This window comes from Pseudomonas sp. NPDC087346 (assembly GCF_044744235.1).
Lineage (GTDB): Bacteria > Pseudomonadota > Gammaproteobacteria > Pseudomonadales > Pseudomonadaceae > Aquipseudomonas.
Genome location: NZ_JBIUXX010000036.1, coordinates 1 through 25,907, shown reverse-complemented (window position 1 = coordinate 25,907; position 25,907 = coordinate 1). Strand labels below are relative to the sequence as shown.

The 25,907-nt window shown below is 58.3% G+C and carries 27 protein-coding genes and 2 pseudogenes; 11 read left to right on the top strand and 18 right to left on the bottom strand.

Annotation, left to right across the window (positions count from 1 at the left end; all coding sequences use genetic code 11):
* The first annotated feature begins 64 nt into the window (after positions 1-64).
* On the top strand, positions 65-1,174 hold the full coding sequence (locus tag ACIOZM_RS20300) for an OmpA family protein (RefSeq protein ID WP_401216591.1): 1,110 nt from the start codon (positions 65-67) through the stop codon (positions 1,172-1,174).
* A 24-nt stretch (positions 1,175-1,198) separates the two neighbouring features.
* On the top strand, positions 1,199-1,846 hold the full coding sequence (gene pdxH / locus ACIOZM_RS20295; protein ID WP_401216589.1) for a pyridoxamine 5'-phosphate oxidase: 648 nt from the start codon (positions 1,199-1,201) through the stop codon (positions 1,844-1,846).
* Positions 1,847-1,851: 5 nt separating this feature from the next.
* On the opposite strand, the gene ACIOZM_RS20290 is transcribed toward pdxH, so the two are convergent.
* Positions 1,852-2,088 carry a hypothetical protein gene (locus tag ACIOZM_RS20290; RefSeq protein WP_401216587.1) on the bottom strand — a complete coding sequence of 79 codons (237 nt, stop codon included), beginning with the start codon at positions 2,086-2,088 and terminating at the stop codon, positions 1,852-1,854.
* Positions 2,089-2,255: 167 nt separating this feature from the next.
* Between ACIOZM_RS20290 and ACIOZM_RS20285 the strand changes: the two genes are divergently transcribed.
* Entirely contained in the window at positions 2,256-2,720 is a 465-nt protein-coding gene (locus ACIOZM_RS20285; protein WP_008086349.1) for a glycine zipper 2TM domain-containing protein, read from the top strand.
* 75 nt (positions 2,721-2,795) lie between these two features.
* Here the strand turns inward: ACIOZM_RS20285 and ACIOZM_RS20280 are convergent, their stop codons facing one another.
* Both ACIOZM_RS20280 and ACIOZM_RS20275 read right to left on the bottom strand, forming a co-directional pair.
* Positions 2,796-3,050 (bottom strand): colicin E3-like toxin immunity protein, encoded by a 255-nt coding sequence (locus ACIOZM_RS20280; RefSeq protein ID WP_401216585.1) that lies wholly within the window; start codon positions 3,048-3,050, stop codon positions 2,796-2,798.
* Positions 3,051-3,054: 4 nt separating this feature from the next.
* Entirely contained in the window at positions 3,055-4,281 is a 1,227-nt protein-coding gene (locus ACIOZM_RS20275; protein ID WP_401216583.1) for an S-type pyocin domain-containing protein, read from the bottom strand.
* A gap of 224 nt (positions 4,282-4,505) precedes the next feature.
* Between ACIOZM_RS20275 and ACIOZM_RS20270 the strand changes: the two genes are divergently transcribed.
* Entirely contained in the window at positions 4,506-5,081 is a 576-nt protein-coding gene (locus ACIOZM_RS20270; protein ID WP_401216581.1) for a hypothetical protein, read from the top strand.
* A 6-nt stretch (positions 5,082-5,087) separates the two neighbouring features.
* Here ACIOZM_RS20270 and nhaA read toward each other — a convergent pair whose 3' ends face one another.
* Entirely contained in the window at positions 5,088-6,275 is a 1,188-nt protein-coding gene (nhaA, locus tag ACIOZM_RS20265; protein WP_401216580.1) for a Na+/H+ antiporter NhaA, read from the bottom strand.
* Positions 6,276-6,523: 248 nt separating this feature from the next.
* On the opposite strand from nhaA, the gene ACIOZM_RS20260 reads away from it, so the two are divergent.
* Positions 6,524-7,618 (top strand): PLP-dependent cysteine synthase family protein, encoded by a 1,095-nt coding sequence (locus tag ACIOZM_RS20260; RefSeq protein ID WP_401216578.1) that lies wholly within the window; start codon positions 6,524-6,526, stop codon positions 7,616-7,618.
* Positions 7,619-7,747: 129 nt separating this feature from the next.
* Here ACIOZM_RS20260 and ACIOZM_RS20255 read toward each other — a convergent pair whose 3' ends face one another.
* The 3 genes from ACIOZM_RS20255 to ACIOZM_RS20245 all read right to left on the bottom strand — a co-directional run bounded on the left by ACIOZM_RS20255 (position 7,748) and on the right by ACIOZM_RS20245 (position 10,770).
* A complete protein-coding gene (locus ACIOZM_RS20255) occupies positions 7,748-9,361 on the bottom strand; it encodes an NAD(P)/FAD-dependent oxidoreductase (protein WP_401216576.1) in 1,614 nt (537 codons plus the stop codon).
* Between the two features lie 96 nt (positions 9,362-9,457).
* A complete protein-coding gene (locus ACIOZM_RS20250) occupies positions 9,458-10,111 on the bottom strand; it encodes a COG3650 family protein (protein ID WP_401216574.1) in 654 nt (217 codons plus the stop codon).
* Between the two features lie 59 nt (positions 10,112-10,170).
* Positions 10,171-10,770, bottom strand: a complete 600-nt coding sequence (locus ACIOZM_RS20245; RefSeq protein ID WP_401216572.1) for a short chain dehydrogenase — start codon at positions 10,768-10,770, stop codon at positions 10,171-10,173.
* Positions 10,771-10,874: 104 nt separating this feature from the next.
* On the opposite strand from ACIOZM_RS20245, the gene ACIOZM_RS20240 reads away from it, so the two are divergent.
* On the top strand, positions 10,875-11,789 hold the full coding sequence (locus tag ACIOZM_RS20240; protein WP_401216571.1) for a LysR family transcriptional regulator: 915 nt from the start codon (positions 10,875-10,877) through the stop codon (positions 11,787-11,789).
* Between the two features lie 11 nt (positions 11,790-11,800).
* Here ACIOZM_RS20240 and ACIOZM_RS20235 read toward each other — a convergent pair whose 3' ends face one another.
* The 4 genes from ACIOZM_RS20235 to ACIOZM_RS20220 are packed head-to-tail and all read right to left on the bottom strand — an operon-like array spanning position 11,801 to position 14,244.
* Complete coding sequence (locus ACIOZM_RS20235; RefSeq protein ID WP_401216569.1) at positions 11,801-12,277, bottom strand: DoxX family protein; 477 nt, start codon at positions 12,275-12,277, stop codon at positions 11,801-11,803.
* Positions 12,274-13,032 carry a DUF2063 domain-containing protein gene (locus ACIOZM_RS20230; RefSeq protein ID WP_401216567.1) on the bottom strand — a complete coding sequence of 253 codons (759 nt, stop codon included), beginning with the start codon at positions 13,030-13,032 and terminating at the stop codon, positions 12,274-12,276. Before ACIOZM_RS20230 ends, ACIOZM_RS20235 begins: the two co-directional genes overlap by 4 nt.
* Positions 13,029-13,916, bottom strand: coding sequence for a DUF692 domain-containing protein (locus tag ACIOZM_RS20225; RefSeq protein WP_401216565.1), 888 nt, complete (start codon positions 13,914-13,916; stop codon positions 13,029-13,031). Before ACIOZM_RS20225 ends, ACIOZM_RS20230 begins: the two co-directional genes overlap by 4 nt.
* Before the next feature lie 25 nt (positions 13,917-13,941).
* Positions 13,942-14,244, bottom strand: coding sequence for a DUF2282 domain-containing protein (locus ACIOZM_RS20220; protein WP_401216563.1), 303 nt, complete (start codon positions 14,242-14,244; stop codon positions 13,942-13,944).
* A gap of 262 nt (positions 14,245-14,506) precedes the next feature.
* Here ACIOZM_RS20220 and ACIOZM_RS20215 point away from each other — a divergent pair, with 262 nt between their 5' ends.
* The 4 genes from ACIOZM_RS20215 to acpP all read left to right on the top strand — a co-directional run bounded on the left by ACIOZM_RS20215 (position 14,507) and on the right by acpP (position 18,478).
* Positions 14,507-16,228: a DUF2599 domain-containing protein gene (locus tag ACIOZM_RS20215; protein ID WP_401216561.1), complete on the top strand. Its 1,722-nt coding sequence runs from the start codon at positions 14,507-14,509 to the stop codon at positions 16,226-16,228.
* Between the two features lie 33 nt (positions 16,229-16,261).
* Positions 16,262-17,500: a DUF2599 domain-containing protein gene (locus ACIOZM_RS20210; RefSeq protein ID WP_401216560.1), complete on the top strand. Its 1,239-nt coding sequence runs from the start codon at positions 16,262-16,264 to the stop codon at positions 17,498-17,500.
* 370 nt (positions 17,501-17,870) lie between these two features.
* Positions 17,871-18,122 (top strand): hypothetical protein, encoded by a 252-nt coding sequence (locus ACIOZM_RS20205; RefSeq protein WP_401216558.1) that lies wholly within the window; start codon positions 17,871-17,873, stop codon positions 18,120-18,122.
* Positions 18,123-18,238: 116 nt separating this feature from the next.
* Positions 18,239-18,478 (top strand): acyl carrier protein, encoded by a 240-nt coding sequence (gene acpP / locus ACIOZM_RS20200; protein WP_401216556.1) that lies wholly within the window; start codon positions 18,239-18,241, stop codon positions 18,476-18,478.
* Between the two features lie 62 nt (positions 18,479-18,540).
* On the opposite strand, the gene ACIOZM_RS20195 is transcribed toward acpP, so the two are convergent.
* The 5 genes from ACIOZM_RS20195 to ACIOZM_RS20175 all read right to left on the bottom strand — a co-directional run bounded on the left by ACIOZM_RS20195 (position 18,541) and on the right by ACIOZM_RS20175 (position 23,541).
* On the bottom strand, positions 18,541-19,242 hold the full coding sequence (locus ACIOZM_RS20195; RefSeq protein ID WP_401216554.1) for an ABC transporter ATP-binding protein: 702 nt from the start codon (positions 19,240-19,242) through the stop codon (positions 18,541-18,543).
* Positions 19,243-20,010 carry a high-affinity branched-chain amino acid ABC transporter ATP-binding protein LivG gene (gene livG, locus ACIOZM_RS20190; protein ID WP_401216553.1) on the bottom strand — a complete coding sequence of 256 codons (768 nt, stop codon included), beginning with the start codon at positions 20,008-20,010 and terminating at the stop codon, positions 19,243-19,245.
* Complete coding sequence (locus ACIOZM_RS20185; RefSeq protein ID WP_401216551.1) at positions 20,007-21,263, bottom strand: high-affinity branched-chain amino acid ABC transporter permease LivM; 1,257 nt, start codon at positions 21,261-21,263, stop codon at positions 20,007-20,009. Before ACIOZM_RS20185 ends, livG begins: the two co-directional genes overlap by 4 nt.
* Positions 21,260-22,183, bottom strand: a complete 924-nt coding sequence (livH, locus tag ACIOZM_RS20180) for a high-affinity branched-chain amino acid ABC transporter permease LivH (protein WP_401216550.1) — start codon at positions 22,181-22,183, stop codon at positions 21,260-21,262. The genes ACIOZM_RS20185 and livH overlap by 4 nt, the downstream gene beginning before the upstream one ends.
* Before the next feature lie 230 nt (positions 22,184-22,413).
* A complete protein-coding gene (locus ACIOZM_RS20175; protein ID WP_401216549.1) occupies positions 22,414-23,541 on the bottom strand; it encodes a branched-chain amino acid ABC transporter substrate-binding protein in 1,128 nt (375 codons plus the stop codon).
* A 353-nt stretch (positions 23,542-23,894) separates the two neighbouring features.
* On the opposite strand from ACIOZM_RS20175, the gene ACIOZM_RS20170 reads away from it, so the two are divergent.
* Positions 23,895-24,215: a DUF2288 domain-containing protein gene (locus ACIOZM_RS20170; protein WP_401216548.1), complete on the top strand. Its 321-nt coding sequence runs from the start codon at positions 23,895-23,897 to the stop codon at positions 24,213-24,215.
* Between the two features lie 303 nt (positions 24,216-24,518).
* Here ACIOZM_RS20170 and ACIOZM_RS20165 read toward each other — a convergent pair.
* Both ACIOZM_RS20165 and ACIOZM_RS20160 read right to left on the bottom strand, forming a co-directional pair.
* A pseudogene (locus ACIOZM_RS20165) lies at positions 24,519-24,761 on the bottom strand (hypothetical protein); the annotation flags it as partial.
* A gap of 111 nt (positions 24,762-24,872) precedes the next feature.
* Positions 24,873-25,907 (bottom strand): annotated as a pseudogene (locus ACIOZM_RS20160) (hypothetical protein); the annotation flags it as partial.

Genomic DNA, 25,907 nt, shown 5'->3' with positions numbered 1-25,907 from the left:
CAAAGCGTCTGTTTATCCGGGCAAAGAGCTCTGATTTTTCATTACTTTATTTTGTGGATTTTCAATGTCATCTAAAAAAACTCTCGCCCTGGCCCTGTGTGTTGCGATTACCGGTTGTGCACAGACTCCTAAAAATGACGCGGACGGCAGCAGTTGGTGGTCGTTCGGATCTTCCGACAAAGTGGCTGCCAAAGAGCCGGCTCCAGCTCCCGCTCCTGCACCCGTTGCGCTGAAGCCAGCCGCCGTTGCTCCAGTCGCCAAGGCCGAGAGCAGCAATCCTTGGTACTGGCCGTTCGGCTCCAGTGATTCGGCCGCCAAGGCTGATGTGAAGCCAGAAGTAAAACCTGAAGCCAAACCGGTCGCCGTGGCCAAGGCTGATGCCGACACCGGGACTCACTGGTGGTGGCCGTTCGGTGGCAAGGATCAACCAACCACTAAAGCCGTGCCGATGCCTGACCCGAAAGTCACCCAGGCCTGGCTCGACGATTACGAACCACGCCTGCGTGCCGCGATCAAGGACAGCAATCTGCAACTCGAGCGCCGTGAAAACGTTCTGGTGGTGATTGCTCCGGTCGAGGGTTCGTTCAACCCGAAGCGTCCGGCCATGCTGTTGCCAGTCACCCTCAGCCCGTTCACCAATGTCGCGAAGCTGCTTGAAGCTGACCCGAAAACCGCTGTTCTGGTACTCGGTCACAGCGACAACACCGGCGCGGCGCCGGCTAATATCAAGCTCAGCCAGGAACGCGCCCAATCCATCGCGGCGATCTTCCGCCTCAGCGGCTTGCAGCGTGATCGCCTGATGCTGCGCGGCATGGGCTCCGATGCCCCGCGTGCGGCCAACGACAGCGCCGAGGGCCGTGCCCTGAACCGTCGCGTCGAGCTGTTGGTGACCCCGCAGAACACCATGGTTGCGCTGCTCAGCAAATACAACATGCCGACCCCGGCGCCAGTGACCATGGTCGCCGCGCAGGACGTCAAGCCAGTCGCCAAACCGGTTACCCCGGCTCCGGCCGCGAAGAAAGCCGCAGTGCCTGCGAGCAAAAAGGCCCCGGTGAAAAAAGCCGCGACCCCAGCCAAGAAAGCGCCGGCCAAAACCCCGGTGAAGAAAACCGCTCCGGCCAAAGCCGCCGCCACCGACAAGAAAGTCGCGGCGACCGATGCTACCAAGCAGTAATCCGCTAACGAAAAGGAATGCGCCATGACCCAGGCTCTGGCTGATATGCGTCGCGATTACACGCGGGATGGTTTGACCGAGGCGCAAGCCCCGGCCGAGCCGTTCGCGCTGTTCCATCAATGGTTTGCCGACGCGGTGAAAACCGAACAGGCGCCGGTGGAGGCCAACGCCATGACCGTGGCGACGGTCGATGCGGACGGGCGTCCACATTGCCGCATTCTGCTGCTCAAGGGCCTGGACGAGCAGGGTTTCACCTTTTTCACCAACTACGAAAGTGCCAAGGGTCAGCATCTGGCGGCAAATCCGTTTGCCGCCATGACGTTCTTCTGGCCCACCCTGGAGCGTCAGGTACGCATCGAAGGGCGGGTGGTGAAGGTCACGCCAGCAGAGTCCGATGCGTATTATCAGGTGCGGCCGCTGGGCAGTCGCCTCGGTGCCTGGGCTTCACCGCAGAGCCGGGTGATCAACGGCCGTGGCGAACTGGAAGATTTGCTCAAAGCCACCGAGCAGCGTTTCAGCGATACCCAGCCGGATTGCCCGGAACACTGGGGTGGTTATCGTTTGCTGCCCGAGCGCATCGAATTCTGGCAGGGCCGTCCGAGCCGTCTGCACGATCGCCTCAACTACCGCTTGCAGGGCGCCGACTGGTCGCTTGAACGACTGGCACCGTAAACAGTCTACCGGGCAAGATAGCCTGCCGCAGCGGCCTCAAGCCATTGCGGCAGATCCCGGCGCTTGATTTTCTGCAACCGGGCGTGGGCTAATTGTTCGAGCATGAAGGTACGTTTTTCTTCATCCTTGCCCGCCAGCGACAGCGCCAGGTCGCGATCCATCCAGCGTTTGATCCGCATGTACAGCCACCAATGGAAGTACAGACCGGCGACCGTTGTGACGAAAATGATGAAGTAATCCATGAAAATCCTTGAGTCGATGGCGCAAGAACGGCATTTTGGCGCTACTGTTGGGTGAGTCTGCAGGTGCCTGTACCGGGCCTGAATGAAACCAATTTTATCCGGGCGGCGCCGTGACAGGCGTCAAGCTGCGGAGTTTAATGAATATCTGTTCTTTTGGAGTTGATGCTATGCGTAAGTCTGTTCTGCTTGTTGCTTCCTTTTCCACGATGGCGATGTTGCTTACCGGCTGCCAATCGAGCCTGACCGGTGACTCCTACTCCCGTGACGAAGCACGTCGCGTGCAGACGATTCGCATGGGCACCATCGAATCCCTGCGTCCGGTGAAAATCGAAGGCACCAAAACCCCAATCGGCGGCATCGCTGGTGCAGCGGTCGGCGGCGTTGGCGGCAGCGCCATCGGTGGCGGCAAAGGCAGCATCGTTGCTGCAGTGATCGGCGCCGTGGCCGGCGGTCTGATCGGTTCGGCCACTGAAGAAGGCCTGACCCGCACCCAGGGCGTGGAAATCACTGTCCGTGAAGACGACGGCAGCATGCGCGCCTACGTACAACAGGTTCAGGAAAACGAAGTGTTCCGCGTGGGTGAGCGTGTACGCATCTCCACCGTTGGCGGGACCAGCCGCGTTTCGCACTAAGCGAGAACGAGCGGTAAAGAAAACCCCGATCAGCTGAGCTGGTCGGGGTTTTTTGTTAACGATTGGACAGTTCTATCAGTTGTCACTGTAATCAAACGAAATTTGATAGTCGTAGGTGCTCAGAGCAATGTCATGTTGAAAGTAGGGCTGAATGGTAGCAACCCACTTTTCGATAACATTGAAGCTACCATTGTTTATGTTGCCCTCCACCGGGATGCCCAAGGCATTCAGGACAGACTCATCATCACCCAGGTCCCTTGACGACTCCTCGCCTTCGCATTCATGGGTTGCTTTGTCGTACCACTCCAGTCTCAGTTCCAGTCCCATCATTTCCTCACAAGTATTTTTTTCTGATGTTTCTTTTGTCTATAGGATCTTCGCGCCGCTCCCCCGTATAAGGGTCAAAAGCTCCTGCATGAGCTCCATCGCTTGCTCGATAAATTTCCAGCTCGCCATGCATTGAATCCCACTCGTAAATGATCCGTCCCTTCGAATCCGTCCAGCGCTTGCGGAGTCCACCACCGCCTTGTACAGGATTCTTGTCTTTTACTTTTATAAGGCCTGGAAATGCCGTTATTTGCTCTGTTTTCGGCGGCTGATGGTAGCTATGTCCCGCAGACGGTAAGCCTTTGCGTGAGGTGTTGAGCACGATGTACAGAGGCCGGACCCCCGACCCCACCGGAAACACCAGAATGAAATCCCGATACTCCGGCGGATAAACCGGATTCACCAAAATCCCGTCAGCCGCTTTCGTTGGCGGATACACCCAGATATGCGGCGTCTGCGGAGCAGCTTCCAGCGCAGGAATGCCGAGGATGTCCGAGCCATCCACTGCCGGTGTCCAGATCAGTTCGACACCTTCGCCCAGGTCAGCGACGTATTGGCTGCCGCGCAAGCCGAACTGCACGACATCGACCATTTCCCAGTCACGGTTGTTGCCGGTGTAGAAACCGTAACCCTTGAGACTGCCATCGGCCTGCTGCTCGACCCGCAGACGTACGCGGGTGCGAGCCTGTTTCAGTGCACGCAATTGCTCGTCGGTGTAGAGCGCGCTGTCGCCCAGGTTTGAGGGGATGAACAGCGCGAGCAATCCCGCCAGAGTGGCGGCAGCGGTGCTGGCGGCGACCACGGGCAAGGCTTCAAACGCCGCACCGCCCAGCGCGAAGCTGCCAAACCCGACCGGTATCGCGCTGCCGCTGATTTTCTTCAGGGGCACGGCGCCATTTGCGTCAGCCTCGCGGGCACCGAGCAGAATTAGATCGCCGTAGTCCTTCAGGCTGTCGGTCGGCACCATCCCCGCAGGATTCGAGTAATCAATGATGGCGTCCGGCAATTTGCAGGACTTGGCGAACACGCATCCGGCGCGCTCGGTTTCAGCTTTTTTCACCGTCACTTCGCGGCTGCGTTCGAAAGCGTCCTGGCGGGCCAGCATCGCGTCGTAGGCGTCCTGGCGCGCGTCCCGTGCGGCCAATTCGGTGGCGGTCATGAAGCGGTGGGTAACGAGATGCCCGTCGCCTGCCGGTGGGTTGGAAACCCGGGGGATGTCCTTGTGGCCTGCCACTGATTGTCCTTTCGTTCGTCCACTCGAGCCCTGAAAACAGGGCTGAAAGACGTTAACCAAAGGGCCGAAATATGGCTGTAGGACGAGTCGTCAAAGTTGTGGGGATAGTTCGCCAGCGCTTCACTCATCGGGTAACTGGCGCTGAAATCGGAATCGTCCTAAAGCCACGTGCGGGCCTGCATCGCTAGAATTTTCGGCCGATTGCAAAGCAACTGCGAAGGTTTATGAGCACGCCCACCCACTCCCAAAACCCTGCAGCCTCGGCGCCTAACAACACAGCAGTGCTGTGCCTGACCCTGCTGACGTTGGCCATGACTGCGTTGACCGGGATTGCCGGTTACAAGCTGATCGAGTTGAGTCCGTTGCAGACCACCACTGAGCAGCAAAACCGGCGTCTGGCCGAATACGTGGATCAGATCAAACAGCTGACGGCAGAGAACGATGCACTGTCCGGCCAGCAACGCAGCCTCGGTGCCGAGCTAACTATCGCCGTTGAGAAAGTCAGTGAAGCCGACAAGCGAATAACACTCATGCAACAGCAATTGAAGGACTCCAGGGCCAGTGCCGGTGAGGAGCAGGATGAGTGCGCGATCATTCGGGAGAACGTGCGGCTGGTCGAAAACGAACTGGGTCGCGATGATTTCTTTCGTTTGCGTGATGAGCGTCAGTCCGACGCGGAGGCGGTGTTGGAGGCGTATCAGCGATCATTGGCAATCTGCGTGGCGCAATCGACAGAGCGATCGAACCACGCGGATGATCAAGGCGCTTCCATCGAGGAAGAAGCGCCCGGGGAGGGGTAAGCGAGCTTAGTTTGCCTGCAGGGTGTTCTTGCGACTCGCTGCTGCCGTCACGGCGTAGCCGATCAGTGCCGCGAGAATCGAGCCGGTCAGAATCCCCATCCGGTCCATCCCGGCGTATTCGCTGACGCCCGGCTCGAAGGCCAGGGAACCGACGAACAGGCTCATGGTGAAGCCGATACCGCAGAGAATCGCTACACCCAGCACCTGACCCCAGTTGGCGCCTTGCGGCAGGGTGGCGATGCCGGTTTTCACGGCCAGCCAGGTCAGGCCGAACACGCCGACCATCTTGCCCAGCAGCAGGCCGACAGCGATGCCCATCGGCACGTAGTGGGTGAAGCTTTCGACGGTGACGCCACTCAGGGACAGGCCGGCGTTGGCGAAGGCGAACAGCGGCAGGATGCCGTAAGCCACCCATGGATGCAGCGCGTGTTCGAGAGTCAGCGACGGCGAAGGCTCGGCGTTTTTCGTGCGCAGCGGGATGCAGAAGGCCAGGGTCACACCGGCCAGCGTCGCATGGACACCGCTCTTGAGGACGCACACCCAGAGGATCAGGCCAACGATCATGTACGGCCCGAGCTTGACCACCCCGAGGCGATTCATGCCGATCAGTGCCGCGATGCACGCTGCCGCGAGGCCCAGCGACAGGGTCGAAAGTTCGCCGGAGTAGAAGATCGCGATGATCACGATGGCGCCAAGGTCATCGATGATCGCCAAAGTCATCAGGAACAGCTTCAGCGACACCGGCACACGCTTGCCCAACAGGGCCAGTACGCCGAGGGCGAAGGCGATGTCGGTGGCGGTCGGAATCGCCCAGCCGTCGAGGGCTGGCGGATTGTCACGATTGAGGAACCAGTAGATCAGCGCCGGCACGACCATGCCGCCGATGGCCGCTGCACCGGGCAGGACGATCTGCGAGGGTTTCGACAACTGACCGTCGAGGACTTCGCGCTTCACTTCGAGGCCGATCAGCAGGAAGAACAGCGCCATCAGGCCGTCGTTGATCCACAGCAGCAGGGGTTTGGCGATCTTCAACGCGCCGATCTGCGCGACTACTGGAGTGTCGAGCAGGCCGGTGTAGAGCCATGACAGCGGCGAGTTGTTGATGATCAAAGCCAGAATGGCCGCGGCGATCAATAACAGACCGCTGGCAGCTTCCAACTGAAAGAAACGCGTGAAAGTGCTACGCAGAGGCAAGGTCGCTCTCCATCGATAAGGCAAAAGGTGGAACACCCTAACCCGTACCGTTAGTTGTTAAAACAAAAGTTATATTCTATTTTGTTATATACCGTTACAAGACGTTGAAGGCCGATGCAGCAGAGCCTAGCAGTTGATGGATATATTGAACCTCAGCTGTATCTGTGAGGGATGTAGGTTTTTTCCTAAGCTTGTCGGCTGAGCCTGCGACCAAGGCGATTCCTGCCCGATTCAACGAGATCATCACCATGAGCGACAACCGACAGTGGGCCCGCGAAGCCATCCGCATCATTGAGGCGGATTTCCAGCGCAGCGCCGACACTCACCTGATCCCCTTGCCGCTGCCGGGCTTTGCGGGCATCGAGTTGTACTTCAAGGATGAATCCAGCCACCCGACCGGCAGCCTCAAGCATCGGCTGGCGCGCTCGCTGTTTCTCTACGCCTTGTGTAACGGCTGGCTCAAACCCGGCGCGCCGGTGATCGAGGCGTCCAGCGGTTCGACGGCGATCTCGGAAGCGTATTTCGCCCGCATGCTTGGCTTGCCGTTCATTGCGGTGATGCCGGCGACCACCTCGAAAGAGAAAATCGCCCAGATCGCCTTCTATGGTGGCAAGAGCCATCTGGTCAACGATCCAACGCAGATCTACGCCGAATCCGAGCGTCTGGCCCGTGAGCATGACGGTCATTTTATCGACCAGTTCACCTACGCCGAACGCGCCACCGACTGGCGGGCGAACAACAATATTGCGGAGTCGATCTTCCAGCAGATGCGTTTCGAGCAGCATCCCGAGCCGAGCTGGCTGATTTCCAGCCCCGGAACCGGCGGCACCACCGCAACCCTCGGTCGTTACGTGCGTTATCGCCAGCACTGCACGCGTGTGCTGTGTGCCGATGCCGAGCGTTCGGTATTTTTCGACTACTACCAGACCGGTGACGCCAGTCTGCGTCTGGACTGCGGCTCGCGGATCGAAGGGATCGGCCGGCCACGAGTGGAAGCGTCGTTCCTGCCGAAGGTGATCGATGCGATGGTCAAGGTGCCGGACGCCTTGTCGCTGGCGGCCATGCATTATCTGGCGCAGCGTCTGGGCCGCAATGTCGGCGGTTCGAGCGGGACCAATCTGATCGGCGCCTTGATGGCGGCGCAGCAGATGAAAGCGGCGGGGGAGTCAGGGTCGATCGTGGCGATTCTGTGCGATGGCGGCGAGCGTTATGCCGACACCTATTACGATCAGGATTGGCTCAAGGCCCAGGGATATGAACTGGATGGCTTGATTGCGGCAGTGGCAGCGAGTGCCGAACGCGGTGAGCTTCTGCCTACCAGTGTATTACGCGCCAATATCTGAAACTTCCAGACACTGAGTAAACCTGTGGGAGCCGGGCTTGCCCGCGATGGCGGAGGGTCAGTCAACATCAATGTTGAGGCTGAATCCGTCATCGCGGGCAAGCCCGCTCCCACAGGGTTTTGTAGTGCCTTAAGCTTCCAGGCCGAGGATGTTGCGCGCCACGGCTTCAGCAATGCGAATCCCGTCAACACCCGCCGACAGAATCCCGCCCGCATAACCCGCGCCTTCACCGGCCGGGAACAAGCCCTTCACGTTCATGCTCTGCAGTGTTTCATCACGAGTGATCCGCAGTGGCGACGAAGTGCGCGTCTCGATCCCGGTCAACACTGCATCGTGCAGCGAATAACCGCGAATCTGCTTCTCGAACGCCGGCAACGCTTCACGAATCGCTTCGATGGCGAAGTCCGGCAATGCCAGGGACAAGTCGCCCAATGCCACGCCCGGTTTGTAGGACGGTTCCACTTCGCCGATTTCCACCGACGGGATGTCATTGATGAAGTCGCCGACCAGTTGCGCCGGGGCCTTGTAGTCGCTGCCGCCGAGAATGAACGCGTGGGATTCCAGACGTTCCTGCAACTCGATCCCGGCCAGCGGGCCGCCCGGATAATCGACTTCCGGAGTGATGCCAACGACGATGCCGGAGTTGGCATTGCGCTCGTTACGCGAATATTGGCTCATGCCGTTGGTGACCACGCGATTCGGCTCGGAAGTCGCCGCCACCACGGTGCCGCCCGGGCACATGCAGAAGCTGTAGACCGAACGGCCGTTCTTGGCGTGGTGCACCAGTTTGTAGTCGGCGGCACCCAGTTTCGGGTGGCCGGCGTACTTGCCCAGACGCGCACGGTCGATCAGCGATTGCGGGTGTTCGATACGGAAACCCACCGAGAACGGTTTGGCTTCCATGAACACGCCACGGCTGTGCAGCATGCGGAAAGTGTCGCGGGCGCTGTGGCCGAGGGCCAGAACCACGTGCTTCGACTTGAGGATTTCGCCACTTGCCAGTTCGACGCCGACCACTTGGCCGTCTTCGATCTGCACGTCGTTGACGCGCTCCTGGAAGCGCACTTCACCGCCCAGTGCGCGGATTTCTTCGCGCATCGCTTCGACCATACCGGTCAGACGGAAAGTACCGATGTGCGGCTTGCTGACGTAGAGGATTTCTTCCGGCGCGCCGGCCTTGACGAACTCGTGCAGCACTTTGCGGCCAAGGAATTTCGGGTCCTTGATCTGGCTGTAGAGCTTGCCGTCGGAGAACGTTCCCGCGCCGCCTTCGCCGAACTGCACGTTGGATTCAGGGTTGAGCACACTTTTGCGCCACAGGCCCCAAGTGTCCTTGGTGCGCTGGCGAACTTCGGTGCCGCGTTCGAGGATGATCGGCTTGAAGCCCATTTGCGCCAGCAGCAGGCCGGCGAAGATCCCGCACGGGCCGAAGCCGACGACGATTGGCCGCTCGCTCTGATCGGCCGGCGCCTGGCCGACGTATTTGTAGCTGACATCCGGCGCCACGTTGACGTTACGGTCGTCGGCGAACTTGCCCAACACTTTGGCCTCATCGCGCACGTTGAGGTCGATGGTGTAGATGAAGCACAGTTCAGAGGACTTTTTGCGCGCGTCGTAGCTGCGCTTGAACAAGGTGAAATCGAGCAAATCATCGCTGGCGATGCCCAGGCGTTGCACGATGGCGACGCGCAGGTCTTCTTCGGGATGGTCGATTGGCAGCTTGAGTTCAGTAATTCGTAACATGGCGGGGGTCCGGGTTCGCGGGGCGCACAACTGCGCCAGGGCGTTTTAAGGCCGCGATTATAAGCCGCAAAGCCCGGATTTGGTGAGGCTAAAAACTCAGTCGTTACGCGATCCACCGAAGTACCCGCAACCACGCTGCACCTTGCCGTCGATACGCAACTCGGCGCTCATGTGCTGCACGCTGCCGGTGTTGCTGTCGACGCAACGCTGCGGCGCGACCCAGAGTTCGATTCGCTGGTTGTTGGCTTCTGAGCTGAGATTGAAGCGACCGTCGCCCAATTGTTCTTCGACATAAGGCACGGCGAGTGGCGGTTGGCCTTCGCGGTCGATGACCAGGCCTTTGCCGCTGACTTTCACATTCCATTCCGGACCGTGACCGGCAGCGCGCAGGATCAGCAGTTTGAAGTTGGCATCGTCGCAAGCGGTGCCGGAACGCTCGACCCGATACAGCTGAGTCAGATCGAGGCGATCACCGACGATCTTGCCGCGAACATCGGCGAACAACTTGCCCTGTTGATCCGCCAGGCTGGCGGCTTCCTGCAGCACGCTGGTGCCGCCGATGTCGTTGACCACGTACTGGCGCTGTTCCCCGCAGGACTGGAACACCAGTTTGCCGTCGGCTGCGGTCAGTTGCCCCTGCATCCGGGTTTGCCCGACATGGGAAGCGCTTTCCCGCGGGCCATCGAGCAATTGGCAGGCGGCAAACAACGGCAGCAGGGCAACAACGATCAACGAACGGGCAACACGCATCTTCGGCTCTCCAGACAAGTGCCGCCACGTTACGCAGGCTGACCGTTCATCACAAGGGTTTAGCCCACGTGAAAAGTCTGACCGGTTTGCAGGCCTTCGACACTTTTTGCGTAGGCCAGCGCCGCATCCGCTGCAGAAACCGGTTTGTAACCACGGAAATACGGGGCGTAACTGCCCATCGCTTCCAGGATCACCGTCGGGCTGACCGAGTTGATTCGCAGGCCACGCGGCAATTCGATGGCGGCGGAGCGCACGAAGCTGTCGAGGGCGCCATTGACCAGCGCGGCCGAGGCGCCGGTGCGGATCGGGTCGTGGCTGAGCACGCCAGTGGTGAAGGTGAACGAAGCACCATCGTTGGCGAACTCACGGCCGATCAGCAGCAGGTTAACCTGGCCCATCAGCTTGTCATTCAGGCCGAGGGTGAAGCTGTCGGTGGTCATCTCGCCAAGCGCGGCGAAGGTAACTTTGCCGGCGGCGCAAACCAGTGCGTCGAACTTGCCGGTCTGTTCGAACAATTTGCGGATCGACGCGCTGTCGCTGATATCCACCTGGAAATCGCCGCTGGTGCGACCGATACGAATGACTTCGTGACGTTGCGACAGCTCTTTGTCTACCGCCGAACCGATGGTGCCGCTGGCGCCGATCAACAGAATTTTCATCGTGCTGTACCTCGAGTGATTGAACGAGGTTTCAGTCTAGAGTGGTTTTTCCTGCGGATAAGCGCACTAATAGGCAACCTTTGGTTTTCAAATGGAAACAATCCATGAGCGAAATGGATGACCTCGCGGCGTTCGCCGTGTTGATCGAAGCCGGCAGTTTCACCCTGGCGGCGCAGCAATTGGGGTGCAGCAAGGGCCAGTTGTCCAAGCGCATCAGCCAACTGGAGGCACGATTTTCCGTGGTGCTGCTGCAACGTACGACCCGGCGTTTGAGCCTGACCGCTGCCGGCGCAGCATTGTTGCCGCAAGCGCAGGCCCTTGTAGTCCAGGTGGAACGGGCGCGTCAGGCATTGGCGCGGCTGAAGGACGACATGGCCGGCCCCGTGCGTATGACGGTTCCGGTATCGCTGGGGGAAACCTTCTTCGACGGCTTGCTGCTGGAGTTTTCGCAGCAGTACCCCGAGGTGCAGATCGAACTGGAACTGAACAACAGCTATCGCGACCTGTCGCGGGACGGCTTCGATCTGGCGATCCGCTCCGAGGTGGCCAATGACGAGCGGCTGGTGGCCAAGCCGCTGTTGGCGTGGCAGGAAATGACCTGCGCCAGCCCGGCCTATCTGGAACGTTTCGGTGAGCCGCTGACGCCGCAGGCGCTGGCCGAACACCGATGCTTGCTCAACAGCCATTACAGCGGTCGCGAAGAGTGGTTGTATCACCAGCAGCACGAATTGCTGCGGGTGAGGGTGTCCGGGCCGTTCGCCAGTAACCATTACAACCTGCTGAAAAAGGCTGCGCTCGCCGACGCAGGGATCGCCCGGTTGCCGTCTTACCTGTTGCAAACGGAATTGGCCGACGGACGATTGCGCTGGCTCCTGCGCGATTATCAGACCCGTCGCATGCCAATGTATCTGGTGCACCCGTATCAGGGCGGTTTGCCCAAGCGCACGCAGGTGCTGGCGGACTATCTGATCGGCTGGTTCAAGCGCAGCGGCGAGGCATTGGACAGACTGCAACGCTAACCCTGTTGACCTCAATGGTTGTAGCGTTTGGCAATCAGGTGATCGATCGACAGCTTGCCCGGCCCGGTGGTCATCAGGTACAGCAACACCGCCGCCCAGGTGCCGTGGGTCGGATAGGCATCCGGGTAGACGAATATCTGGATCGTCAGGGTCATGCCGAGCAATGCCAGTGCGGAAAAGCGCGTGGCGAAGCCAACCAGAATCAGGATCGGGAAGAAGTGCTCGGCGAACGCCGCCATGTGCGCGGCGACTTCCGGTGACAGCAGCGGCACATGGTATTCACTTTTGAACAGCGGAATGGTCGAGTCCGCCAGGCGCGGCCAGCCAACCTGAAAGGTGCCGTCGATCAAATCGATGGCCAAGCCTTCGACCTTGGTCTGCCCGGACTTCCAGAACACCGCGGCAATCGAGAATCGCGCGATGAAGGCAATCAGACTGCGCGGGATCATTTCCAGCAGGGCAATGGCGCGAGTGATGAGGTTGTTCATGGCGATACCTTGTTGTTCAAGTGGGTGATGGCGTTGCGGGCGATCAGTAACGCCAGAGTCTGGCTCAGATCGAATGGCGGGCTGGCTTGCACGGCGGCCAGCAACGGCTGACCAGCGAGCAAGTGACGGATAAACACACTGGCGCCGTGATCGAGGGCAAACACCTCGACATCCAGCTCGTTGCGCAGCACCAGCGCATGTTGGCCGAGGTTCACATCGACCTGCGCCAACGATGCGTCTTGCTGATGCGCGGCCCAGATCGCGACCACGGCGTAGGCCGAATCGAGCAAGTACAACGAGGGGTGAAGCTCAACGCTCAGTTCGCTCAGCGCTTGTGGATCGGCGAGGGCGGCGCTGATCTGTTCCGGGTGTACCGGGTTTGCATCAGCGGCGTGATAGGCGAGGGTGCGCAGGCGTTCGAGTCGTGCAACGTCGGCCAGATACGGCACGCTGGCGGCTGGTTCGAAGGCCGCAATGAAAGTCGCCAAAGCATCGCCGTAGTTGCTCATCAGCGGAGTTTGCGGCGGTTGGCTCTGGATGAAGATTGCGGCCATCGCGCGGAAAAACTCCTCGCCTACCAACTGCGCGACGACTGGATAGCTGTCCGCCAGCGCGTTGATCAGCGAACTCTGCACATTGTTGCGGTAGACGGAAAATCGGCTGTCGGGATCGGCGCCGTTGGCGCTGTACAGGCCTTCGGGGCATGGCAGGCGGGTGTCGAGCAGGGCGGCGGCAAACGCGGCTTGAGTGCTCATGATTGACCCCCGGCGCACAGCAACAACTCATCAGCCTGCCGCGCCTCGGCCAGCAATACGTTGAAGGCTGGCACCTGATTGTCGCGCTCGATCAGCGTCGCCATTGGGCCCGTACGTTGCAGTGCCTGCTGATACAGCGCCCAGACTGCCTGATCGATTGGCGCGCCATGATCGTCGATCAGCAAGCGGTCGCCGAGGCTGTCGGAATCTTCGGCAAACCCGGCCAGATGAATCTCGCCAACGGCGTGCAAGGGCAGCGAATCAAGGTAGGTCAGCGGATCGCGTTGATGGTTGATGCACGACACGTAGACATTGTTGACGTCCAGCAACAGCCCACAGCCAGTGCGGCGGATTACCTCGCTGATGAACTGCGCCTCATCGATGGTCGAGCGCTGGAACGCCAGATAAGTCGCCGGGTTCTCCAGCAGCATCGGGCGTTTCAGGGTGTTCTGCACCTGATCGATGTGGTCGCAGACGCGACTCAGGGTCGGTGCGTCATAGGCCAGGGGCAGCAAATCATTGAGGAACACCGGGCCGTGGCTCGACCACGCCAGATGTTCGGAAAAGGATTGCGGTTGATAGCGGTCGATCAACTCGGCGAGGCGCTGCAGATGGTGCATATCCAGCGGCCCTTCAGCACCGATGGACAGGCCAACGCCATGCAGCGACAGCGGATATTGCTCGCGGATCAGACCGAGAAAATGATGAAACGGGCCGCCGGCAACCATGTAGTTTTCGGCGTGGACTTCGAAAAAGCCGATGTCCGGTTGTGTACCCAGCACTTCACGAAAGTGCCCGGTTTTGAGCCCCAGCCCGGCACGGGGCGGGAGCCCGGTGAGGGCTGCCTGAGTGCGGGGCCGGGCGTGGTCGTTGGCTGTGAACATGATCGTCACTCAGGCAGACCGACTATCAGGACTTGGCTTTGAAGGCTTCCATCTGACCGAAACCGGTCGGCGAAGTCTTGCTTTCGGTGGTCCCGCAGGTGCCTTTCGGAACGAGTTTCCAGGCATTTGGCTGGAAATCCATTTTCGCGGTGCCGGCACACGTGGTGCCTGCACCTGCGGCGCAATCGTTGTGACCTTTCATGGCCACGCCGAAGCATTTTTCCATGTCGTCAGCGGCGTGGGCGGTGGAAACGGCGGCGATGCTCAGAGCAGAACCGAGGGCCAGAACCAGGGCGGTGGCGGACAGGGTGCGAGTGGTAGCAGTCATGATGTTTCTCCGGTTTCAGTCAGGGTTTGTACAAGCGATTTGCGCTTGCTTACCCCACTAGAGAAAGCACAAAGCAAAGCGTTACAACGCCCCCCGAACTTTTTTCAGAAAAACGCAAAACGGGTAGGAGCTGCCGCAGGCTGCGATCTTTTGATTTTGTTTTTCAAGATCAAAAGATCGCAGCCAACGGCAGCTCCAACAGGGTGTTCTATAGTCATTTCAACGGCCCCTCTCACAGGCCGATTTACCAGGACGGTATCTCATGAAGAAGGATCGCTCAGCCTCCGCTGTGCTTTTGCGCAGGACTTCATCTTTTGCTCTCGCCTGCACGCTGCCCTTGCTGTTCGGTACGGTTTGCGCGCAGACGCAAGTTGATCCGCTGGACACGCTCAAACGAATCAACAACAACTACAACACCCTCAAGGACACTTGCCAGGAACCCGATACCGGCGCGGCACGCGGTCTCTACTATTGCAGCGGCGTGACCTTGCGCATGGTCAACGACGGGCCGTTCAATCCGTGGGATTACAGTCCTTACGCGATCAAGATCGGCGCAACTTCCTACTCGTGGATTCGCAAGGACCTGAGCACGAAGATTCTTATTCACCCGGCCGGTTTGATCCTGCGAACACCCACCGATGCGGCTGCGCTTAACCTGCCGGTCAAGGAGCAGGGCTTCACCTGCATCTACGCTTTCGATGGCGGCACCGGGCCCGAGCGCAAATGGTATGGCTGCGGATTCTTTGACAGTCGCGAGCCACCCCGTGCAGCCCAGGGCGTGATGAACAACCGCAATGCCGCGTTGGCTTACGGCACTTGCGCGGAGGCCGGGGTGAGCACTGCCGAGCAGTGGACGCAGAAATACACCGGCCTGATGAAAGGGCCGATTCAGTACGGCCAGTGTTCCTTTAACGCGGAAAAACCCAGCGACTGGCACGCGATGATCCGGGTTCACGAATCCCGCCCGACCACCACCAACAAAGACCCTTTCTCCTACAGCGCCCAGGTCAACGAGTTCATGTTGAAGAACGCCACCGCAACTAACGATGGCAGTGAAAACATGAAGTACATCGATGCCTTTATCTACAACGTCAACAGCACGCAGAACTTCGCCACGCGCGGTGATCAGGCGCCACCGAAACCGGAAAACGGCCTGAACAGCGCACGCAGCTTTCAGAAGAAACTTCAGGCGCAGGGCTACAGCGTGCCGATCCTGCGGCTGGATTTCACCAAGCCTGCGGAACAGCGTTTCAGCTATGTCGCTGCCGATCAGGCGATAGATCTGACGACAGCGGGCGGCGCGCAGCCGACCCCCGCGACACCGGCGCAGAAATACATCGCTGAAGCGGTGTGGATCGAACGTTACGACCCGGGCAGCAAGAAAAACGAATGGTCGCTGAAAATCACGCCAACCGCCCAAGGCAAAGCAATTCAGGCCAGCGATCAGGACGCCTTGTACAAAGAGCTGTTCGCCCTGCGTGGCGCCGACAGCCAGTGGCGCGACAACGAGAAGTCGGCGGGCAGCATGCGCGGACAACTGAGCTGCCTGATCCAGAACTATCCGGGCAAGACCGAATGGAATCTGGAGCCGTTCCGGCCCAATGTCAGCGCGCAGGAATCGGCCAAGGCCGGCTGCAATCCGCTGCCGGTTCAGGCGCCGCAATACATTGCCTCTGCCGACTGGATCAAGCGTTACGACCCCGGCACCGGTAAGGATGAATGGTCCCTGAGCATCGTGCCCACGGCGGCGGGCCGCGCCTTGCCCAACGAGCAGCTCGCGGCTCTGTATGACCAGTTGTTCGCGCTCAAGGGCGCTGACAGCAACTGGCGCGACAACGAAACAGCGGCCGGCAGCATGCGCCAGCAATTGGGCTGCGTGCTGGTCAATTACCGCAACAAGACGCCGTGGAATCTGGAGCCGTTCCGGCCAGCGTTGTCGGATAGCGAGACCAAGGCTGCGGGTTGCAACCCGGTCGCACGTTGAAGGTGTGTTTGGCTAATCAAGGAGATGCAAGCCATGAACAAAGGTCTGAACAGGTTCGCTCCATTGCTCGTGTTGCCACTGTTGGCGCATGCGACATGGGCCAACGCGGAGTCATGCGCAGAGACGCTGAAAAAGGTTGAAACGCTGTACAACAACACGGTCGACAGTTGTGGTCAGGACCCCGCATCGGACTGTTCTGGATTACTGGTTCGCGGCACACACCGTGCTGATCCGGCCAAAGGGCAGCAATGGGATGTCTGGAATCCCAGCCCGAAAGCCATCGAGCTGGGTACGTTTGCCGCGTCCTATATGCGTGCCGACGGTATCAGTTATGAAGATCCCGGCATGAGCACGCAGAACGGCTACCTGATTACGCCGAGAGATCTGGTGCGCGACCCGGAAACACCGGTACATGTTTATTGCGCGTTCCCCAACGACGCCTGGACCGATTTTCGCAATGACCGTGGCTGTGGCGATAACAAAAACACCGCGCCAGCCGAAGCTGTCTGCCAGGCAATGAAACCCCCGATCCTGAGTCCGAATGCCTGGGTTGCGCACTTCACCCAGTTCAACAACAACCGCCAGCAGGACCAATTGCAATGCGGCTTCAACATGCGCAATCCGATGAGCAGCAAGGAGCGCGTGGATGCCTTTCGCAACTTCATGGGCGCACGTAAAGTCATCAACAGCCGCGAGTTTCAGACTCAGACCGAACTGCGTCTGGGCAATCCGAAAACCGACGAACTACCGGTTCTGGCGTTTTTCTACAGCGATCAACGCGGTTTGAACGATGCCATGGCCAATCAGCGCGACTACAAAGCCAAGACCGGCAAGGATCGCAACATCATCAAGATCGACTTCCCGAAAACCCCGGTCGCCAAGGCCAGCTTCTCCTGTGTCCAGACCGCGACGCCGACTGCACCGAAGTTCTGTGACAAGTACATCGAGTCCAGCACCTGGGTACAGCGTCCCGATCCGGAACTCGGGCCGAACACCTGGTCGCTGCAAGTGGTGCCGACCGCGTGCGGCCGGGCGATCAAGGATGACCAGACCGACCGCATGTTTGCCGAGTTGTACAACAAGCACAAAGACGATCAGCAATGGCGGCAGTACAGCGTCAATGGCGGCTCGCTGCGTCGGCAGATGGTCTGTCACCTGGCGGCGACGTTCGATGGCAAACCGGTGAGGAACAAGCCTGAATGGAACCTGGAGCCGGCACGACCATACGTTGACCAAGCCACAGCGGTAGCAAAACACTGCAATCCGTACTGAGCCATTTGCTTGAGGGCAATTCTCCAATGTGGGAGCTGGCCTGCCAGCGATAACGATCGAACAGTCAACATCGATGTTGAATGTCGCACCGCTATCGCCAGCAGGCTGGCTCCCACAGGGGATATTGGTTGGCTGGAGGTTTGAAACAGGCATAAAAAACGGCCCGAAGGCCGTTTTTTATTGTCAGAAAAACCCAAAAGTATTGAAAGTCGATGTTTAGTGCTGATCATTATTCGTGTTGTTTGAGCAATCAGAATAAGCGCTGACTGCTGATAGTGAATGGATATTAAAACCTGTTGTTTCTGACAGGTGCGAAGCTGTTCTCATCATGGATATATTCAAGCTCTGATTTTTAACAAGGAGAGCAGGTATGACCAGGGCTGAGTTGAAGGATTATCTGGAGAACAAGATTAATGAAAAAGCTCAAATCATTCTGAATGAGGACATGGTTCACGACGGTGCTGCGTTGGGAGAGATGCGGATCTACTTTTGCTTTCGCAGGATTCTCAATAAGAAGGCAACCCTTGAGGACATCGGTGTTCTTCATGCAATGAACAACGTGCTGCAGACACTTGGTGTTCTTTCTTCGAAAGAGACGCTCCGCTCAAAAGTTGAAAGATGACTTCAAAGAGCTTTCAGACTTGATCGTCATCGATAGACGGCTGGCTGCTGCTAAGTTGCTCTGTTATCAGGGAGCCATAGCGAGCTCTCAAAACAATGTAAAAGTGAGATTTTAATATGGACGAGATGGAAGTGAGAGTGAAGAGAATTGTTGCGGAGCAGTTGGGAGTGCTGGATAGGGATTTTAAAAATTCTTCCAGCTTTATAGATGATTTGGGCGCGGACTCCTTGGATACTGTTGAATTAATCATGGCACTTGAAGATGAGTTTGGAATGGAAATTCCGGATGAGCAGGCCGAAAAAATCGCTACTGTGCAGCAGGCTATTGATTATGTTCGTTTGCATGCTAATGCCTGAAGGGAGGTTTACGATAGACAAAAAAAAGGCCCGAAGGCCGTTTTTTTGTTCAGCGAAATCCATCAACCGCCGAGGTATGCCTCGCGTACTTTCGGGTCGGTCAGCAGTGCTTCACCAGTGCCTTGCATCACCACCCGGCCGTTCTCCAGAACGTAGGCGCGGTCGGCGATTTTCAGCGCCTGGTTGGCGTTCTGCTCGACCAGGAACACGGTCACACCGTCCTTGCGCAGCTGTTCGATGATGTCGAAGATCTGCTGGATGATGATCGGTGCCAGACCCAGCGATGGCTCGTCGAGAAGCAGCAGTTTCGGTTTGCTCATCAGCGCACGGCCGATGGCGAGCATTTGCTGTTCGCCACCGGACATGGTGCCGCCGCGTTGGGCGAAGCGTTCTTTCAGGCGTGGGAAAAGTTCGAGAACCTTGTCCATCTGTTCCTGATAGTCGCCCTTGTCGGTGAAGAATCCGCCCATGGCGAGGTTCTCTTCCACGGTCAGACGGGCAAACACCCGACGACCTTCCGGCACCACCGCAATGCTTTTGCGCATGATCACCGACGAGTCCTGACCGACCAGTTCCTCACCCATGTAACGGATGCTGCCGCTGTGGGCTTGCGGCGAACCGCAGAGCGTCATCAGCAGCGTGGACTTGCCGGCACCGTTGGCGCCGATCAGGGTGACGATTTCGCCCTGATTGATCTCGACGTTGACGCTGTGCAGGGCCTGGATCTTGCCGTAGAAGGTGGAAACGTTTTCGAATTGCAGCATTTACGCTTCCCCCAGGTAGGCTTTGATCACTTCAGGATTGTCGCGGATCTGATCCGGCGTGCCGTCGGCCAGAGGCGTGCCCTGGTTGATCACGACGATGTGGTCGGAAATGCTCATGACCAGTTTCATGTCGTGTTCGATCAACAGCACGGTCACGTTGTGTTCTTCGCGCAGCACACTGATCAGCGCCTTGAGGTCTTCGGTTTCCTTCGGGTTCAGACCGGCAGCCGGTTCGTCGAGCATGAGGATGCGCGGACGCGTCATCATGCAGCGGGCGATTTCCAGACGCCGTTGCTGACCGTAGGCCAGGGTGCCGGCGGTACGGTTGGCGAACTCTTTCAGATTGACCTTTTCCAGCCAGTATTCGGCAAACTCCATGGCCTCGCGTTCGCTTTTGCGGAACGACGGGGTCTTGAACAGACCGGCCAGGAAGTTGGTGTTCAGGTGACGGTGCTGAGCGATCAACAGGTTCTCGACCGCCGTCATGTCCTTGAACAACCGCACGTTCTGAAAGGTGCGCACCACGCCTTTGAGGGCGATCTTGTGCCCCGGCAGGCCTTGAATCGGCTCGCCGTCCAGGAGGATGGTGCCGCCCGATGGCTGGTAGAAACCGGTCAGGCAGTTGAACACGGTGGTCTTGCCCGCGCCGTTCGGCCCGATCAGTGCAACCACCTGCTTTTCCTTCACGGTCAGGGCCACGCCGTTGACCGCCAGCAAACCGCCGAAGCGCATGCTCAGGTTTTCAACTTTAAGAATCTCGCGGCTCATTTTCGCAACTCCATATGTGGGCGTTGCATCGGCAGCAGACCTTGAGGACGCCAGATCATCATCAATACCATCAGGGCACCGAACATCAACATGCGGTACTCACTGAACTCACGCATCATTTCCGGCAGCAGGATCATCACCACGGCGGCGAGAATCACGCCCAGTTGCGAGCCCATGCCACCCAGCACGACGATGGCGAGAATGATCGCCGACTCGATGAAGGTGAACGACTCCGGAGTCACCAGCCCCTGACGGGCGGCGAAGAAGCTGCCGGCGAAACCGGCGAAGCTTGCACCGAGGGTGAAGGCCGACAGTTTGATGATCGTAGGATTGAGGCCCAGTGCACGGCAGGCGATTTCGTCTTCACGCAGTGCTTCCCACGCACGGCCGATTGGCATGCGCAGCAGACGGTTGATGACGAACAGCGCAGCCAGCGCCAGCAACAGCGCAACCAGGTAAAGGAAAATCACCTTGTTGATCGAGTTGTATTGCAGACCGAAGTATTCGTGGAACGTCTGCATGCCTTCCGCAGCTTTACGCTCGAAAGTCAGGCCGAAGAACGTCGGTTTCTCGATGTTGCTGATACCGTTCGGACCGCCCGTGATATCGGTCAGGTTACGCAGGAACAGACGGATGATCTCGCCGAAACCGAGGGTCACAATCGCCAGATAGTCACCACGCAGACGTAATACCGGGAAGCCCAGCAGGAAGCCGAACGTCGCCGCCATCAGGCCGGCAATCGGCAGGCAGATCCAGAAGCTCAAGCCGTAGTAGTGCGACAACAGCGCGTAGCTGTAAGCGCCGACGGCGTAGAAGCCGACATAACCGAGGTCGAGCAGGCCGGCCAGACCGACCACGATGTTCAGGCCGAGGCCGAGCATCACGTAGATCAGGATCAGCGTTGCGATATCCACCGCACCACGCGAGCCGAAGAACGGCCACACCAGCGCACCCACGATCAGCGCGATGATGAAGTAGCGTTGCGTGGTCGGCAGGGTCAGGAAGTTACTGGCCTTGGCCGGGATCAACGGCAGTCCCGGCGAGGATTTCCACGCCTTGCTGATCTGCTGGTTGAACAGCACCCGCAGGAACATCAGCACCGAGCAGATGGCGATGGTCGCCAGAATGGTCGGGCTGGTGTTGTGCACTTCCAGGTTGATGCCGACGATGGTCAGTTTCAGACCGAGTACCGGGTAGGCCACGGCCCACACCAGCAAGGCACTGAACAGTGCCTGTTTAAGATTCCTAGTCATACTTTCTCAACCTCCGGACGGCCCAGAATGCCGGTCGGACGGAACAACAGCACCAGAACCAACAAGCCGAAAGCCACGACGTCCTTGTACTGGTCGCCGAAGATATCCGCACCAAAGGCTTCCGCCACCCCAAGCACCAACCCGCCGAGCATGGCGCCGGGGATGCTGCCGATGCCGCCGAGTACCGCAGCGGTGAAGGCTTTGAGGCCGACGAGGAAACCGGCGTTCGGGTTGATCACACCGTATTGCATGCTCAGCAGCACAGCAGCAACGGCCGCCAGCGCAGCACCAATGACGAAGGTCAGGGCGATGATGTTGTTGGTATTGATGCCGAGCAGGTTGGCCATCTTGATGTCTTCGGCGCAGGCGCGGCAGGCGCGACCCAGACGAGAGCGAGAGATGAACAACGTCAGGCCGAGCATGGCGATCAGAGTCACCACGAACACCACGATCTGCATGTAGGAAATCAGCACTTCATGTGCGCCACCTGGCCCGAAGGAGATGTTGCCGGGGATCAGGTTGGGGATGGATTTGTCCTTGGAGTCTTGCGCGAGCAGAACCGTGTTCTGCAAGAAGATCGACATACCGATGGCGGAAATCAGCGGGATCAGACGGTTGCTGCCGCGCAGGGGGCGGTAGGCGATCCGTTCGATGCTGTAACCATAGGAACTGGTGACGACGATGCTGGCGATGAACGCGGCGGTCATCAACAGCGGAACACTGTCGAGGCCCATCATGGTCAGCCCGGCGATGGCGATGAACGCCACGTAGGAACCGATCATGTACACCTCGCCGTGGGCGAAGTTGATCATTCCAATGATGCCGTAAACCATCGTATAGCCGATGGCGATCAAGGCATACGTGCTGCCAATGGTCAGACCATTAACCAGCTGCTGGAAGAAGTGATAGATGTCAGGCATTACAACGCTCCTAAAAACCTGATACGCATTTCACTGGTGGAGTCATTTTCCCGCCCGGCCCCGTGGATCTATATCCACTTCGAATCCGGGTTTTGCCAGCGAACCGCTGATGACGGTTTTGAGATTTTCAGGTGGGGAGACTGGCGGATCACGCCAGCGCGGCCCATACATTCGTAAAACAAAGCCCACGGCACGCCGTGGGCTTTATTGGCAGTCAGTCAGGCCGGGCCTTACTGAGGCGAAACTTCAGTTTTTGGTTTGCCGAAGTGCCACTCGTAAACCACAAATTTGAAGTCTTTCAGGTCGCCCTTGGCGTCGAAGCTCAGGTCGCCGGTAGGGGTCTTGAAGGAGCCTGCGTGGATGGCGGCAGCCACTTTCGCAGCGTCTTCGCTCTTGGCTGCTTCAATACCGCCGGCAATCACTTCAACAGCCGAGTAGGAAGGGAACACGAACGGGCCGCTCGGGTCTTCTTTCTTCGCCTTGAATGCATCAGCCAGAGCAACGTTGGCCGGGTCCTGGTCGAAGGATTTCGGCAGGGTTACCAGCAGGCCTTCGGAAGCGTCCTTGGCAATCTGCGAGATGGAGTCGTTACCCACGCCTTCCGGACCCATGAACTTGGCTTTCAGGCCTTTTTCAGCCGATTGACGCAGGATCAGACCCAGCTCCGGGTGGTAGCCGCCGTAGTAGACGAAGTCGACGTTGGCTTGCTTGAGCTTGGCGATGATCGAGGAGAAGTCCTTGTCGCCGGCGTTGATGCCTTCGAACACAGCGACTTTCACGCCATCTTTTTCCAGAGTCGATTTGACTGCGGTGGCGATGCCTTCACCGTATTGCTGTTTGTCGTGCAGAACAGCGACGACTTTCGGCTTCACGAACTTGGCGATGTAGTTACCGGCGGCAGGGCCCTGGGCGCTGTCCAGACCGATAGTACGGAAGATCATTTTGTATCCACGGGCGGTGATGTCCGGGCTGGTGGCAGCCGGGGTGATCATGATCACGCCTTCGTCTTCGTAGATGTCCGAAGCCGGTTGAGTGGAGCTGGAGCACAGGTGACCGACCACGAACTTGACGCCGTCGTTGACGACCTTGTTCGCTACGGCTACGGCTTGTTTCGGATCGCAGGCATCGTCGTATTCAACGGCTTCGAGTTTCTTGCCGTCGACGCCGCCCTTGGCGTTGATCTGTTCAATGGCCATGCGTGCGCCACTGAACTGCATGTCGCCGTATTGGGCTACTGGGCCGGTTTTAGGGCCGGCAATACCGATCTTGATGGTGTCAGCTGCGAACGAATGGCTGGCAACCCCGGCCAGAACCATAGCGGCAAACAGTTTGGAAATCTGCTTAGTAGCCTTAGTCATAGTGCTCCACTCTTACTGTTGTATTTTTTTTGAGTTCTGGCGCCGTAGCAGCAAGAACCGGGACAGATATCTTTGCGATACCCTCCGGAAATGCCCCCGGCAACTGTACCGGTACAGTGTAGAGCGCCGGTTGTCAGCCTGGGAAGCGGGCGCCGAGGGGCAAAACTTGGGGGTGTCGCATTTTTGAATGAAAAAGACAGAATTGCGGCGGGGCGTTCGTGGGTATATATCCCAATCAGCAGCATTCCTTGGCGTTCCTGCTCTTTTCGTTCGGTAAAGCCATTTGCAACCGGGTTTTTCTGGCGGACCACCGACGTTATCATTCGCGTCGATTTCTTTTCCGGACAGCTCCCATGAATCAAGAACCTAGCACCCTCTATGCCAAGCTGCTTGGTGAAACCGCATCTATTACCTGGAAGGAGCTGGAACCGTTCTTTGCCAAGGGTGCCCTATTGTGGGTCGACCCAAGCCTTGATTTGATCGCTGCCGCCGAGGCCGTGGCGTCGGACGAAGGCGAGAAAGTCGCCGCCTGGCTGGCCGAAGACAAACTTGGCAAGCTGTCTGAAACGCGGGCACTGGATCTTTTCGAGCGCGATCCGCAGATGTGGGCAGTGGTAGTTAGGCCGTGGATTCTGGTCCAGGAAAGGGCAGTCGCTGAAAGTGATGCACCTTGATGGTGCGAGCGCTTGCCGGAGAAAAGTGTGTAGCCGAGTAGCGTGATGGCACGTTGCCGTAGAGAAACACCACAGGCGCGGGTGGCATCACGGTGACGTAAACGTAACGGGAACAGTTTATTGAGCAGCCGTCGGGCTGCTTAATTGTTTCTGGATGTTGGAAATGTCAGTTTTGTATTGCTTTGAAGGGCCTCATCGCTGGCAAGCCAGCTCCCACAGTATTTGTGCCGAACACAGCATTAGTGATCGACGCAAAACCTGTGGGAGCTGGCTTGCCAGCGATTGGGGCGACTCGGTTCCGGATCAGACCGTGAACGACTTCCCAGTATGGTTATTCAGCGAAATAACCTTGGTCTTGCCGATCCGGTGACGGTAGATCTCGCGCAGGTACTTGATCGACTTCTTAACGCAATCGCGCGACAGGCGAATGTCGTTGATCGAAACAAACTTCTCTTTGTCGTTGATCAGCTCGCGGTATTTCTTCTCGTACATCGGTTTGATCGCGTACCAGTTGGTATCGAGGATCTTCGCCGGGTTCTCGAACTCAGGATTTGTATTGCCTGGACGGACCTCGTCGCGAGCAGGCTCACTCCTACAGTGAAATGCGTTCCCCTGTAGGAGTGAGCCTGCTCGCGATTGCCATGACGCGGTCTTCGGTCAGACCGTGAACGACTTGCCAGTATGGTTATTCAGCGAAATAACCTTGGTCTTGCCGATCCGGTGACGGTAGATCTCGCGCAGGTACTTGATCGACTTCTTAACGCAATCGCGCGACAGGCGAATGTCGTTGATCGAAACAAACTTCTCTTTGTCGTTGATCAGCTCGCGGTACTTCTTCTCGTACATCGGTTTGATCGCATACCAGTTGGTATCGAGGATCTTCGCCGGGTTCTCGAACTCATTCAGCAAGTCGTCGATACGGTCTTCGTCGAATTCTTCGTTGATGATGAAGTCGAGGATCGAGTTGTCCAGCGTGTCATCGAAGCGGTACGGGTTCTTCGCGAAGCAGCGCTTGATGAAGGCCACGATCAGCGTCAGGAAGTCGTCCGACAGGCACGGGCTCTTGGCGATCAGCGTGGTCAGCGACAGGTTGGCCGAGGCGCCGATCACCAGTGCGTAACGCTTTAGCGTGGTGTTGGGGAACAGGCTGTTGAGGTGAGTTTTCAACCGGTTCAGGTCCATGTACGACAGCTTGTAATCCTTCGGCAGCGAAACAATCGACACCACCGACGAGCAGTTCTTGAAGAAGTGCAGGTCGTGCAGCGCCGCCGCGTCGTAACCGGAATTCTTGTACTGCTCCAGCGACGCACGATAACGCTTGGATTCGATCGGCAGCAGGCTGATGCCTTCGATAGCCTGTGTCACTTTGTTGAAGTGCGGCAGGTCAATCGAACGGAAGAACAGGTCGTCGATGTTCAGACGCTGCGGCTCTTTGTCGAACACCTTGAACTTGTCGCTGCTCGGCGGCGGCGTTTCCGGCACTACCGATTCGGCGTAAGCAATCGCTACCGGGCCGGCCAGACTCATGAACAGGTCATTGGCATCCAGGCGAATGGTTTCGCCGATGTCGATCCCGGCGCGGCGGAAATAGTTCTGGTCGTAGTCAGTCGTGACTGCCTGCGCCGTCAGAATGTTGAAGATTTGCTGCGAGATGTACTGGTTGGCGTGCTTCTCCATCGCATTGACATCAAT

Coding starts and splice junctions, on each gene's coding strand:
- ACIOZM_RS20300 (WP_401216591.1), top strand. CDS start 65: ATGTCATCTAAAAAAACTCTCGCCCTGGCCCTGTGTGTTGCGATTACC.
- pdxH (WP_401216589.1), top strand. CDS start 1,199: ATGACCCAGGCTCTGGCTGATATGCGTCGCGATTACACGCGGGATGGT.
- ACIOZM_RS20290 (WP_401216587.1), bottom strand. CDS start 2,088: ATGGATTACTTCATCATTTTCGTCACAACGGTCGCCGGTCTGTACTTC.
- ACIOZM_RS20285 (WP_008086349.1), top strand. CDS start 2,256: ATGCGTAAGTCTGTTCTGCTTGTTGCTTCCTTTTCCACGATGGCGATG.
- ACIOZM_RS20280 (WP_401216585.1), bottom strand. CDS start 3,050: ATGATGGGACTGGAACTGAGACTGGAGTGGTACGACAAAGCAACCCAT.
- ACIOZM_RS20270 (WP_401216581.1), top strand. CDS start 4,506: ATGAGCACGCCCACCCACTCCCAAAACCCTGCAGCCTCGGCGCCTAAC.
- ACIOZM_RS20260 (WP_401216578.1), top strand. CDS start 6,524: ATGAGCGACAACCGACAGTGGGCCCGCGAAGCCATCCGCATCATTGAG.
- ACIOZM_RS20255 (WP_401216576.1), bottom strand. CDS start 9,361: ATGTTACGAATTACTGAACTCAAGCTGCCAATCGACCATCCCGAAGAA.
- ACIOZM_RS20250 (WP_401216574.1), bottom strand. CDS start 10,111: ATGCGTGTTGCCCGTTCGTTGATCGTTGTTGCCCTGCTGCCGTTGTTT.
- ACIOZM_RS20245 (WP_401216572.1), bottom strand. CDS start 10,770: ATGAAAATTCTGTTGATCGGCGCCAGCGGCACCATCGGTTCGGCGGTA.
- ACIOZM_RS20240 (WP_401216571.1), top strand. CDS start 10,875: ATGAGCGAAATGGATGACCTCGCGGCGTTCGCCGTGTTGATCGAAGCC.
- ACIOZM_RS20235 (WP_401216569.1), bottom strand. CDS start 12,277: ATGAACAACCTCATCACTCGCGCCATTGCCCTGCTGGAAATGATCCCG.
- ACIOZM_RS20230 (WP_401216567.1), bottom strand. CDS start 13,032: ATGAGCACTCAAGCCGCGTTTGCCGCCGCCCTGCTCGACACCCGCCTG.
- ACIOZM_RS20225 (WP_401216565.1), bottom strand. CDS start 13,916: ATGTTCACAGCCAACGACCACGCCCGGCCCCGCACTCAGGCAGCCCTC.
- ACIOZM_RS20220 (WP_401216563.1), bottom strand. CDS start 14,244: ATGACTGCTACCACTCGCACCCTGTCCGCCACCGCCCTGGTTCTGGCC.
- ACIOZM_RS20215 (WP_401216561.1), top strand. CDS start 14,507: ATGAAGAAGGATCGCTCAGCCTCCGCTGTGCTTTTGCGCAGGACTTCA.
- ACIOZM_RS20210 (WP_401216560.1), top strand. CDS start 16,262: ATGAACAAAGGTCTGAACAGGTTCGCTCCATTGCTCGTGTTGCCACTG.
- ACIOZM_RS20205 (WP_401216558.1), top strand. CDS start 17,871: ATGACCAGGGCTGAGTTGAAGGATTATCTGGAGAACAAGATTAATGAA.
- acpP (WP_401216556.1), top strand. CDS start 18,239: ATGGACGAGATGGAAGTGAGAGTGAAGAGAATTGTTGCGGAGCAGTTG.
- ACIOZM_RS20195 (WP_401216554.1), bottom strand. CDS start 19,242: ATGCTGCAATTCGAAAACGTTTCCACCTTCTACGGCAAGATCCAGGCC.
- livG (WP_401216553.1), bottom strand. CDS start 20,010: ATGAGCCGCGAGATTCTTAAAGTTGAAAACCTGAGCATGCGCTTCGGC.
- ACIOZM_RS20185 (WP_401216551.1), bottom strand. CDS start 21,263: ATGACTAGGAATCTTAAACAGGCACTGTTCAGTGCCTTGCTGGTGTGG.
- livH (WP_401216550.1), bottom strand. CDS start 22,183: ATGCCTGACATCTATCACTTCTTCCAGCAGCTGGTTAATGGTCTGACC.
- ACIOZM_RS20175 (WP_401216549.1), bottom strand. CDS start 23,541: ATGACTAAGGCTACTAAGCAGATTTCCAAACTGTTTGCCGCTATGGTT.
- ACIOZM_RS20170 (WP_401216548.1), top strand. CDS start 23,895: ATGAATCAAGAACCTAGCACCCTCTATGCCAAGCTGCTTGGTGAAACC.